Origin of the sequence: Vreelandella rituensis, from assembly GCF_003336665.1 — a bacterium.
Lineage (GTDB): Bacteria > Pseudomonadota > Gammaproteobacteria > Pseudomonadales > Halomonadaceae > Vreelandella > Vreelandella rituensis.
In genome coordinates this window covers 19,400-30,136 of record NZ_QPIJ01000051.1, presented here as the reverse complement: position 1 = coordinate 30,136, position 10,737 = coordinate 19,400, and the positions used below count along the sequence as shown (strand labels likewise).

The window sequence follows — 10,737 nt, the reverse complement described above, 5'->3', positions numbered from 1 at the left end:
AGAAGGGAACGCATTATCAGGAACAACGCTCGCTGGGCAGGCAAGACCGCCTGGTGACCTTGACCACCTCACCTCAGGCGCGCAAGAAGTGGCCGGACTTGCCGCCGACAATGACGGCGCGCCTGTTACGGCGCAAGGTGAATGGCAAGGAGGTCCAGGTCCTGACCTCGATGTCCGATCCGCTGCGCTTTCCGGCGGCAGATATTGTCGACCTTTATAGCCACCGCTGGGAAATCGAACTGGGCTACCGGGAAATCAAGCAATCGTTGTTAGGGAACCGTCTAACGTTGCGCAGCCGCACGCCGGAGATGGTCTTTCAGGAGCTCTGGGGCACCTTGCTGGCCTACAACCTGATCCGTTTCCAGATGGCGCGCATGGCCTATAGCCTGGACGCCGTGCATCCCAATCAGCTCAGCTTCCATCAGGCTGCCCACTGGCTCATCAAGGCGTTGACGATCCTACCCTGGGTCTCGCCGGGACGCGTGCCCGGCGGGCTTCAATCGATGCTGGACATGGCACCTGCCTTCGTCCTGCCTGAGCGACGCGAGCGGTCTTATCCTCGATCGGTCAGGCGCCGACCACAGAAATACCCCACCAAGAAAAATGCCAGTCAGCGTTAACTGACTGGCATTAGGCCTGAGGCCTCCCTTCGGATGGTGCTTGAGACAGTTCTTGAAAGCGGGTCTTGACAACGGTTCTTAAAATCCGCTCTTAAGTTTCATGCTTAGAACTGGTTCATGGTGTTGTCTTTGCCACCGGCTTTGAGTGCCGCTTCACCGGCGAAGAACTCCTTGTGGTCATCGCCGATATTGGAACCGGCCATGTCCTGGTGCCTGACGGTGGCGATGCCCTGACGAATTTCCTTGCGCTGCACGCCGGCAACGTAAGCCAGCATGCCTTCGTCGCCGAAGTAGCCCTTGGCCAGGTTGTCGGTGGACAGGGCCGCCGTGTGGTAAGTGGGCAGGGTGATCAGGTGGTGGAAGATACCCGCTTCACGCGCAGCATCGCGCTGGAAGTTGGCGGTCCAGTCGTCGGCCAGCTTGCCAAGCGGTGTCTCGTCGTACTTCTCGTTCATCAGGTCGGCACGCTCGTAGGCGGAAACGTCCTTGCCTTCCTGCTCCCATGCATCGAACACTTGCTGACGGAAGTTGAGCGTCCAGTTGAACGACGGCGAGTTGTTGTAGACCAGCTTGGCGTCCGGGCACACTTCACGGATACGGTTGACCATGCCGGCGATCTGGCCGACGTGAGGTTTCTCGGTCTCGATCCACAGCAGGTCGGCGCCGTTTTGCAGGCTGGTGATGCAGTCCAGCACCACGCGGTCTTCGCCGGTGCCTTCCTTGAATTGGTAGAGGCCGGAGGCCAGGCGCTTGGGCTTGACCAGCTTGCCGCCTTGCTTGATCACCACGTCGCCGTTGTTGATGTCTTCCGCTTTTTCGATGACATCGCCGTCGATGTAGCTGTTGTACTGGTCGCCCAGATCGCCCGGCTCGTTGGTCACGGCGATTTTCTGGGTCAGGCCGGCACCCAGTGAATCGGTGCGTGCCACGATGACGCCGTCATCCACGCCCAGCTCAAGGAAGGCATAACGCACGGCGTTGATCTTGGCGATGAAGTCTTCGTGCGGGACGGTAACCTTGCCATCCTGGTGACCGCACTGCTTCTCGTCGGAGACCTGGTTTTCCAACTGGATACAGCAGGCACCGGCTTCGATCATTTTCTTGGCTAGCAGGTAAGTTGCTTCGGCGTTACCGAAACCGGCGTCGATGTCGGCAATGATCGGTACAACATGCGTTTCATGGTTGTCGATCTTGCTGATCAGCTCTTCCTGCTTGGCCTTGTCTCCGGCTTTCTGGGCGTCTTCCAAGTCACGGAAGAGGTGATTGAGTTCCCAGGAATCAGCTTGACGCAGGAAGGTGTAGAGTTCTTCGATCAGTGAGGCGACCGAGGTCTTTTCGTGCATGGACTGATCGGGCAGCGGACCGAATTCGCTGCGCAGTGCCGCGACCATCCAGCCGGAGAGGTAGAGATAGCTGCGCTTGGTGGTGTTGAAGTGTTTCTTGATGGAAATCATCTTCTGCTGGCCGATGAAACCATGCCAGCAACCCAGCGACTGGGTGTACTTGGAAGTGTCGGCGTCGTAGGCCGCCATGTCTTCACGCATGATCTTGGCGGTGTACTTGGCGATATCCAGGCCGGTATGAAAACGATTCTGGGCACGCATGCGAGCCGCATGCTCAGGATTGATATGGGCCCACTTGCCACCCTGGGCTTCGCGCAATTGTGTGATTGCCTTGATGTCTTCGAGCAGTGTTGACATGAGAACCATCCTTTCGTTTTCAGTGTTAGCCGTTTGCCGTTAGTCTTTTGCAGTAAATATTTCTTACAACAAGTGTTGCTTACAGCAAATGTCTCTTTCGTTACATGAGCATTATCTTATGCTGCACCTGCGAAGTGCGTCTAGATTCGACCACTTGGCGTGAATTGTCTCTAACAAAAAGGTCTCTAGTATAAAAGTATGAGTACCATGGAGTCCTTGGCAGCGATCAGGACGCTGTGTTGGTGATCACTATCCCGGAATCAGGCATCCATCACAATTGGCGGTTGGGGGCAGGCATGGTTGTAGCTTGACTACAGAAGTGGTCTGGCGACGCACTTGCTGTAGTCGTTTTTCGCTGGCGGGAAACGCGGAGGTGGGAGGATCAACCGGTGAGGGGGCGCACCATTTCCAAGTGCGGAATGCCGGCATCCAGGAATTCTTCGCCTTGGCTGACGAAGCCGAGGGACTCATAGAAAGCCAGTGCGTGGGTTTGGGCGCTAAGCACCACCCGGCGGTGGCCGTGGCGCTGAGCGCAGGCAATGGCGGCCTCCATCAAGTCTCGCCCCACCCCCTGGCCACGCGCTTTCGCGAGTACCGCGACACGGCCGATGTGACCGTCGGGAAGCAGGCGCGCGGTCCCCAGCGCCTGCCTGCCGCGATAGGCCAAAAAGTGACGGCAGTGCGGGTCAAGCCCGTCCCATTCCTCTTCCTGGGGCACCTGCTGCTCAACGATGAAGACACATCGGCGAATTGCCCCGGCGGCTTCACCGAGGCTCGCCCAGTCGCCCTCTTGAAGAGTCAGGGCAGGGCTCATTCCCCCAGCTCCTCCATCGGCCAGGAAAGGCTTCCACGATCGACCAGGTTCGCCAGGAGGTCCGGTGCACCGGGAAGCTTGAGTAGCTCTGCATCCAGCGGGGTGTCCGATGCCAAGGCTTTAGCCAGCGGCAAGGCGCAGGCAATACCGTCACCATCCACGAACAAGACGGCTTCACGGCCGTCCTGGGCGCGCCAGGCGAAGCGTGACCCCAGGCTGCGTATCAGTTGGGCACCGTCTTGTAGCTCAGCGACAAGCGATTCAGTGTCGGTAGGGGTGTCGGCAGGTATCAGTTGATCCGCATACTTGGGTTGGGTCATTACCCGGCCGAACCATTGAGCCAGCTGAGCCGGGTTGTCCAGTGTGTCGAGAATCAATGCACGCATGCGTTCCACTGAGGCATCATCCACTTCGCCGGGGTCGGCAGGGGGTGCCATGCCGGCATCGGAATAGCGCAGTGAAGCCGGAAGTTGCTCTCCCAGGTAATCGGCGAAGGAGGTGATGGCCTCATCCGCCGAGGGAGCGCGAAAGCCTACCGAGATCGTCATGCAGTCATCGGACTGGCTGACGCCGTGATGCGCCCAAGCCGGTGGCAGGTAGAGCATGTCACCGGGTTCGAGCACCCAGTCGGCACCGGCTTCAATCTCGAACTGCTCGAGAATACGCAGGTCGATACCGGCAATGATCGGTGCCTCATCGCCTATCTTGCCCCCCAGTTGCCAGCGACGCTGGCCGCTGGCTTGCAGCAAAAAGACATCATATTGGTCGACATGCGGGCCGACGCTGCCTCCCGGTGGGGCGTAGCTGATCATGATGTCGTCCGCCCGCCAGCGGGGCAGAAAGGTGAAGTGTTCGAGCAGAGCGGCCACTTCCGGCACGTAGTGATCAACCGCTTGCACCAGCAGCGTCCAGTCCTGCTCGGGCAGCCGGGCGAAGGTGGCTTCATCCAAGGGGCCATGGCTGACCTGCCAGGGGCCTTCGGGCCCATTTTCTTCAACCAGGCGGGCTTCGATACCGTCTTCGCAAGCCAGGCCGGCCAGTTCATCGGGGTCGATAGGGCTGATGAAATCAGGCAAGGCACCGCGAATCAGCAGCGGCTTTTGTTGCCAGTAATGGGCCAGAAAATCGGCGGACGTAAGATCGCCCAGTAGAGTCGGTGGTGGCTCGCGGTGGCGCATGGCACTGCCCTCGGTAATGGCGATGAAAGTCACTGGGTCGAAACGACGCTTTGACAGAAAACTACAGAGACGCGATTCGGCTCGATAATGCTCGCGCCTGCTCTTCGGCGTTACCGATGTAGCTGGCGGGCGTCAGCGCCTTGAGTTCGGTCTTGACTGCCGAAGGCAACTCCAGGGTGTCGATGAAGGCGGCGAAACCCGCTTGATCGATTCGCTTGCCGCGAGTCAGTTCCTTGAGTTTTTCATAGGGTTTTTCAATGCCGTAGCGGCGCATGACGGTCTGGATGGGTTCGGCGAGCACTTCCCAGCTGTTGTCCAGGTCGCTTGCCAGGCGTTCCGGGTTGGCTTCCAGCTTGCTGATGCCCTTGAGGCTGGCTTGATAGGCAATCAGGCCATATGCCAGGCCGACGCCCAGGTTGCGCAGCACGGTGGAGTCGGTCAGGTCGCGCTGCCAGCGTGAGATGGGCAGTTTCTGCGCCAGATGGCCAAGTATCGCGTTGGCCAGCCCCAGGTTGCCTTCGGAGTTCTCGAAATCGATGGGGTTGACCTTGTGCGGCATGGTCGATGAGCCGATTTCGCCTTCCACGGTCTTCTGCTTGAAATAACCCAGTGAAATATAGCCCCACACATCGCGGTCGAAATCGATCAGGATGGTGTTGAAGCGACAAATCGCATCGAACAGTTCCGCCACATAGTCATGCGGTTCGATCTGAGTGGTATAGGGGTTGAAGGCAAGCCCCAGACCCTCGACAAAGGTCTGGGCGTTGGCTTGCCAGTCGATCTCCGGGTAGGTGGTCAAGTGGGCATTGTAGTTGCCCACCGCACCGTTGATCTTGCCCAGGATTTCCACGGCTTCGATCTGCTTGAGCTGACGCTTCAGGCGATAGGCGACGTTGGCCATTTCCTTGCCCAGCGTGGTGGGCGTGGCGGTTTGGCCATGGGTGCGCGAAAGCATGGGTTCGGCGGCATGGGCGTCGGCCAGGGCACCGATCGCATCCGCCACCTGGTGCATGCCGGGCAGCAAGGCCTTGAGGCCGTCGCTGAGCATTACCCCATAGGAAAGATTGTTGATGTCTTCGCTGGTACAGGCGAAGTGGATAAATTCGGTGACCGCATTGAGTTCGGCCTGGGGTTCGATGCGCTCCTTGAGGAAATACTCCACCGCCTTGACGTCGTGGTTGGTGGTGCGCTCGATATCCTTGATGCGCTGGGCGTCTTCCACCGAAAAGTCCCGCAGCAGCGCTTCCAGAAATGCCGTGGCCTGGGCGGAAAACGGGGGTACTTCGAGAATTTGCGGATGTTCGGCCAGACGCTGTAACCAGCGTACCTCGACGATCACACGGGCACGAATCAGCCCGAACTCGCTGAAATGTTCACGCAGTGAAGCGGCTTTGGCGCCGTAGCGGCCATCGACGGGGGACAGGGCGGTAAGAGCGGAAAGTTGCATGGCATGGGTTCCAGGTCGATCGTGATCAAGTGAAGCGGCGAAGAAGTCGGCGCGGGTATGGCAACAGGCGTGATGGGCGCTCAGCTCAAGCTATCCAGGGCGGTGCGCAGGGCCTTGCGCTGGAAAATCAGCTTCCAGCGACGACCGCCTTGCTGATGCCACAGGAGGCCGAAGCGAATGCCGGTAAGCAAACAGGCACGCACACGCTCGGGCATCATGCGGGTCTGCAAGAGAGAGGGGTCGCCCTGCACCACAATGCGGGTCTTGAAGGTGGAAATGGTTTCCTGGTAGGCCTCGCCCAGGCTGGCAATCACATTTTCATGGGTAGCGCCAAAATGATTGGCCTGGTTTTGAATATGACTGAGCTTCTGGCCCAGTGTGTCGAGCATATCGGTGTTGGCGCGCAGTTTGTTGGTCAGCAATAACAGCGAAAAGCCGTAGCGAAGTACCACCGGATTGGCTTGCTTGCGACCGACTAGGGCTTCGAGTGTTTCCAGGCCGCGCCGCAGGTTATTGGGGTGCCCGCCGTAGATCGCTTCGAAACTTTCCGGGTTGGTGTCGACGGTGGCGCGAATCAGGGTATCCCAGGCACGTTGGTCGACCTGGCCGGTGCGCGCCAGTTCATCGACCAGGCTGGCTGCCTGGAAGACACCGGCCAATGCCAGCGCCTGACGCGTTGCCGGTGAATCAGGAGCGCGATGAATCGGAGTGGGAGAATTCATGCGATTGACTCCAGGGCGTTCCAGGTATCTCGAATCACGCCGCCACCCAGGCATATCTCACCATCATAAATGACCAGGGATTGCCCGGGAGTAACGGCACGTTGCGGAGTGTCGAAATGCACCTCGACACCACCGTCGTCGCGGGTACGCAGCGTGCAGGGTACGTCGTTCTGGCGATAGCGGGTCTTGGCGGTGAAACGGCCTTGGTGAACGGGAGGCTTGCCGGCGATCCAGTCCATGGCTTCGGTAGCCAATGAATCGGTATAGAGCAGAGGATGATGCTTGCCTTGAACGGCCACCAGAACATTGCGCTCGAGGTCCTTGATCGCCACGTACCAGGGGTCTTCCGAGTGGTCGGCCAGACCGCCGATGCCCAGGCCCTGGCGTTGGCCCAATGTATAGTACATCAGCCCCATGTGCTCACCGATCACCTGGCCATCGGGTGTTTCGATCTTGCCCGGTTGCGCGGGCAGGTACTGTTGCAGAAAGTCACGAAAGCGGCGCTCGCCGATAAAGCAGATGCCGGTGGAATCCTTCTTCTTGGCCGTCACCAGGTCATGGCGTTCGGCAAGCTCGCGTACCGCGGGTTTTTCCAGTTCGCCCACCGGGAACAGGGTCCTGGCGATAGCCGCTTCGGGCACGGCGTGCAGGAAATAACTCTGATCCTTGTTGGGGTCGAGTCCCTTGAGCAGGCGGGGGCGAACCTCGTCCGTGCCTTGGCTCGCCAGCCCCTGACGCACCTGTCCTTGTCGAACATAGTGACCGGTGGCGATCTTCTCGGCTCCCAGCATTTCAGCGTATTCGATAAACACTTTGAACTTGATTTCGCGATTGCACAGGATATCGGGATTGGGCGTCCGCCCGGCCTTGTACTCGGCGAGAAAGTGCTCGAAGACATTATCCCAGTATTCGGCAGCGAAATTGGCCGTATGCAAGGGAATGCCAAGCTTGTCGCATACCGCTTGGGCATCGGCGAGATCGTCCTTGGCCGTACAATACTCAGTGCCGTCGTCCTCGTCCCAGTTCTTCATGAACAGGCCTTCGACGTGATAGCCCTGCTGCAACAGCAGCAGGGCGGATACGGAAGAGTCGACGCCGCCGGACATGCCGACGATCACCTTGCCAGTGGTGGATGTCATTGCCATCCTCGGTTGAATTGGTCTGCAGGTGGGGGCGATTATACACGATGCGGCCACATCGCTTCGAGTGTTGCGCGGTTACTCGTGGATAACGCTCAGCGGAAAGAGGCGCCCGGCACGCATGTCGTGCAAGCGCTGCATGACCAGAGGGCTGCGCAACCGCTGCGCATGTTCATGGATGGCCAGTTCTTCGAGTGTCAACCAATGGGTGGCGTGAATGTCGCTGTCCAGGGGCGTGGCCAGGTACGTCTTGGGCCGGGCCACGAAACCATGGCTGTGAAACGTCAAGCCATCTGGGCTTTGAAACACATACAGCCCCAGATAGCCGGTCAACTGAACCTGCCAGGCGGTTTCCTCTTCCACCTCACGCCTGATGGCCGCGATGGGGCCTTCGCCGGGTTCCACATGCCCCGCTGGTTGGTTGAAGCATGTGAGCGGACCACCACGCTCTTCCTCGACCATCAGGTAGCGGCCCTGGCGTTCGATCACGCAGGCCACCGTCACGTGAGGAGAATAACGTTCCATCAGGATCTCCTCGGGCGTGAACGTGGCGTTGCGGGTTGGGGGGCGTGCAGGGTCTCTCGACGCCATTGCCCTGGAGTCAGCTGATCCAGACGCCAGGCGCCGACAGCCGCCCTGATCAGGCGCAGCGTCGGAAAGCCGACGTGGGCGGTCATGCGTCTTACCTGGCGGTTGCGGCCTTCGCTGATCGTAAGTTCCAGCCAGGCGGTGTCGGGATGACGCCGGGGGTCGATGGGCGGGTCGCGCTCAGGGAAGGCAGGAGGTGACATCAGGCGTACTTTGGCCGGGCGAGTCGGCCCATCCTTCAAGGTAATACCTCTACGCAATGCTTGTAGTGCCGTTTCATCCGGGCAGCCCTCCACCTGTGCCCAATAGGTTTTAGGCTGTTTATGCCGAGGATGCGCGATACGGTGAATCAGTCCGCCGTCGGCGCTGAGTAAAAGCAGCCCCTCCGAGTCGTAATCGAGACGACCTGCAGGATAAATATCTTTAATATCAATAAATTCGGAAAGAGTGCGGCGGCCTTCGCGGTCACTGAACTGGGACAGGACGCGATAAGGTTTATGCAGTAAATACAGGTCGCTCATGGGGGTGGGGTGACCCTCGGTTAAACTATAGTAGTGGCCGACTTTAGACCGGTTGACTGTGCTAAGGCTACTCCGCGGCGCGGGTGAGATGCTATACTTTGCGCTTCATCGAACAGACCAGACAGGGGAGTTCTCTATGGGTTTTCAGAAAATTGTCGTCCCTGACGGCGGCGAAAAGATCACCGTCAATGCCGACACCAGCTTGAATGTACCGAATGAACCGATCATCCCGTTCATCGAAGGTGACGGCATCGGTGCCGACGTTACACCGGCCATGAAAATCGCCATCGACGCTGCTGTAAAGAAGGCTTACAACGGTGAGCGCAAGATCCACTGGATGGAAGTTTACGCCGGTGAAAAAGCCACTCAGGTATACACACCTGATACCTGGCTGCCCGAAGAAACTCTCGAAGCAGTGAAGGATTACGTGGTTTCCATCAAGGGACCGCTGACCACGCCGGTAGGCGGCGGCATTCGTTCCTTGAACGTGGCCCTGCGCCAGAAGCTCGACCTATATGTCTGTCAGCGTCCGGTACGTTGGTTCGAAGGCGTGCCCAGCCCGGTCAAGAAGCCGGCCGATGTCGACATGGTGATCTTTCGTGAAAACTCCGAAGATATCTATGCCGGTATCGAGTGGAAGGCGGGTACTCCCGAAGCCGACAAGGTCATCAAGTTCCTGCGTGAAGAAATGGGCGTTACCAACATTCGCTTCCCGCAAGACTGCGGTATCGGTGTCAAGCCGGTATCTAAGGAAGGTACCGAGCGTCTGGTGCGTCAGGCCCTGCAGTACACTGTGGACAACGACCGTGAGTCGCTGACCCTGGTGCACAAGGGCAACATCATGAAGTTCACCGAAGGTGCCTTCAAGGATTGGGGCTATGAGCTCGCCAAGAACGAATTCGGTGCCGAGCTGCTCGACGGCGGCCCCTGGATGCAGTTCAAGAACCCCAAGACCGGCAAGAATATCGTGGTCAAGGACGTGATTGCCGACGCCATGCTGCAGCAAATCCTGCTGCGTCCGGCCGAGTATGACGTCATCGCCACCCTGAACCTCAACGGTGATTACCTCTCCGACGCTCTGGCGGCGGAAGTGGGCGGTATCGGTATCGCACCGGGCGCTAACTTGTCCGACGACGTGGCCATGTTCGAGGCGACTCACGGCACCGCGCCGAAGTACGCCGGTCAGGACAAGGTCAACCCGGGCTCGCTGATTCTCTCCGCCGAGATGATGCTACGCCACATGGGTTGGGTCGAAGCCGCTGACCTGGTGCTCAAGGGTGTTGAAAAAGCCATCTCCAAGGGCGAAGTCACCTATGACTTCCATCGCCTGATGGATGATGCCAAGCTGCTGAAATGCTCCGAGTTTGGCCAAGCTGTCGCTGACAATATGTAATTTATTGTCGCTGGCAAAAACCCTCGCCCGCGCCTGCGGGCGGGGGTTTTTGCGTTTTACGCTATGCTGAATTGGAAATTCAATGAACCCTTGAGTCTTGGTGACGTCTTATAGCGTTGAGAGATCCGCGCCAGTCTGACTTGAGTAAATCGACAGTGCCTTTTATGTTCAATGTAACCAGAATGAGTGCAGGTAGGGAATCAATGCTGGAAGTGGCGGGAATGACGCGTCCCGGGCAACCGGAAGAAGGTGACGACGTAACGGTTCAGACGGCTGAACCGGCATTAGCGCAACCGCCTCTCTATAAAGTCATATTGCACAATGATGACTACACACCCATGGAGTTTGTCGTGGAGGTGCTGCAAAGCTTCTTTCATATGGATAATGAGTCCGCCGTACAAGTGATGTTGGCGGTACATACCCAAGGCAAGGCGACTTGCGGTGTATTTACCCGGGATATCGCCGAAACCAAAAGTTATCAGGTCAACGAGTACGCTCGTGAGTGCGAACATCCATTGATGTGCGATATCGAAGCCGCTGATTGACGACATCACCCAAAAAATCGGCGACGATACTTGCAACCACGCTCTTTGTACCTGATGTTGAAGATGTCGG

The 10,737-nt window shown here is 58.3% G+C and carries 11 protein-coding genes; 3 read left to right on the top strand and 8 right to left on the bottom strand.

Going from position 1 to position 10,737, the window contains the following annotated elements; translation table 11 throughout:
• Positions 1–620, top strand: a 620-nt coding sequence (locus DU506_RS16790) for a transposase (RefSeq protein ID WP_147273768.1), incomplete at its 5' end; no start/stop codon positions are given.
• A gap of 104 nt (positions 621–724) precedes the next feature.
• Here the strand turns inward: DU506_RS16790 and DU506_RS16785 are convergent.
• The 8 genes from DU506_RS16785 to DU506_RS16750 form a co-directional block, all read right to left on the bottom strand.
• On the bottom strand, positions 725–2,320 hold the full coding sequence (locus DU506_RS16785; RefSeq protein WP_114488040.1) for an isocitrate lyase: 1,596 nt from the start codon (positions 2,318–2,320) through the stop codon (positions 725–727).
• A gap of 382 nt (positions 2,321–2,702) precedes the next feature.
• Positions 2,703–3,134, bottom strand: coding sequence for a GNAT family N-acetyltransferase (locus DU506_RS16780; protein WP_114488039.1), 432 nt, complete (start codon positions 3,132–3,134; stop codon positions 2,703–2,705).
• Positions 3,131–4,312, bottom strand: a complete 1,182-nt coding sequence (locus DU506_RS16775) for a cupin domain-containing protein (protein ID WP_114488043.1) — start codon at positions 4,310–4,312, stop codon at positions 3,131–3,133. Before DU506_RS16775 ends, DU506_RS16780 begins: the two co-directional genes overlap by 4 nt.
• 61 nt (positions 4,313–4,373) lie before the next feature.
• On the bottom strand, positions 4,374–5,759 hold the full coding sequence (gene purB / locus DU506_RS16770) for an adenylosuccinate lyase (RefSeq protein WP_114488038.1): 1,386 nt from the start codon (positions 5,757–5,759) through the stop codon (positions 4,374–4,376).
• Between the two features lie 80 nt (positions 5,760–5,839).
• Entirely contained in the window at positions 5,840–6,481 is a 642-nt protein-coding gene (hflD, locus tag DU506_RS16765) for a high frequency lysogenization protein HflD (RefSeq protein WP_114488037.1), read from the bottom strand.
• Positions 6,478–7,620: a tRNA 2-thiouridine(34) synthase MnmA gene (mnmA, locus tag DU506_RS16760; RefSeq protein WP_114488036.1), complete on the bottom strand. Its 1,143-nt coding sequence runs from the start codon at positions 7,618–7,620 to the stop codon at positions 6,478–6,480. Before mnmA ends, hflD begins: the two co-directional genes overlap by 4 nt.
• A 78-nt stretch (positions 7,621–7,698) precedes the next feature.
• A complete protein-coding gene (locus DU506_RS16755) occupies positions 7,699–8,145 on the bottom strand; it encodes an NUDIX hydrolase (protein ID WP_114488035.1) in 447 nt (148 codons plus the stop codon).
• Positions 8,145–8,729 carry a pseudouridine synthase gene (locus DU506_RS16750; protein WP_114488034.1) on the bottom strand — a complete coding sequence of 195 codons (585 nt, stop codon included), beginning with the start codon at positions 8,727–8,729 and terminating at the stop codon, positions 8,145–8,147. Before DU506_RS16750 ends, DU506_RS16755 begins: the two co-directional genes overlap by 1 nt.
• A gap of 136 nt (positions 8,730–8,865) precedes the next feature.
• On the opposite strand from DU506_RS16750, the gene icd reads away from it, so the two are divergent.
• Together icd and clpS are read left to right on the top strand one after the other, a co-directional pair.
• A complete protein-coding gene (gene icd / locus DU506_RS16745; RefSeq protein WP_114488033.1) occupies positions 8,866–10,122 on the top strand; it encodes an NADP-dependent isocitrate dehydrogenase in 1,257 nt (418 codons plus the stop codon).
• 203 nt (positions 10,123–10,325) lie between these two features.
• Positions 10,326–10,667 carry an ATP-dependent Clp protease adapter ClpS gene (clpS, locus tag DU506_RS16740; protein WP_415843671.1) on the top strand — a complete coding sequence of 114 codons (342 nt, stop codon included), beginning with the start codon at positions 10,326–10,328 and terminating at the stop codon, positions 10,665–10,667.
• Positions 10,668–10,737 lie beyond the last annotated feature (70 nt).

Coding starts and splice junctions, on each gene's coding strand:
- DU506_RS16785 (WP_114488040.1), bottom strand. CDS start 2,320: ATGTCAACACTGCTCGAAGACATCAAGGCAATCACACAATTGCGCGAA.
- DU506_RS16780 (WP_114488039.1), bottom strand. CDS start 3,134: ATGAGCCCTGCCCTGACTCTTCAAGAGGGCGACTGGGCGAGCCTCGGT.
- DU506_RS16775 (WP_114488043.1), bottom strand. CDS start 4,312: ATGCGCCACCGCGAGCCACCACCGACTCTACTGGGCGATCTTACGTCC.
- purB (WP_114488038.1), bottom strand. CDS start 5,759: ATGCAACTTTCCGCTCTTACCGCCCTGTCCCCCGTCGATGGCCGCTAC.
- hflD (WP_114488037.1), bottom strand. CDS start 6,481: ATGAATTCTCCCACTCCGATTCATCGCGCTCCTGATTCACCGGCAACG.
- mnmA (WP_114488036.1), bottom strand. CDS start 7,620: ATGACATCCACCACTGGCAAGGTGATCGTCGGCATGTCCGGCGGCGTC.
- DU506_RS16755 (WP_114488035.1), bottom strand. CDS start 8,145: ATGGAACGTTATTCTCCTCACGTGACGGTGGCCTGCGTGATCGAACGC.
- DU506_RS16750 (WP_114488034.1), bottom strand. CDS start 8,729: ATGAGCGACCTGTATTTACTGCATAAACCTTATCGCGTCCTGTCCCAG.
- icd (WP_114488033.1), top strand. CDS start 8,866: ATGGGTTTTCAGAAAATTGTCGTCCCTGACGGCGGCGAAAAGATCACC.
- clpS (WP_415843671.1), top strand. CDS start 10,326: ATGCTGGAAGTGGCGGGAATGACGCGTCCCGGGCAACCGGAAGAAGGT.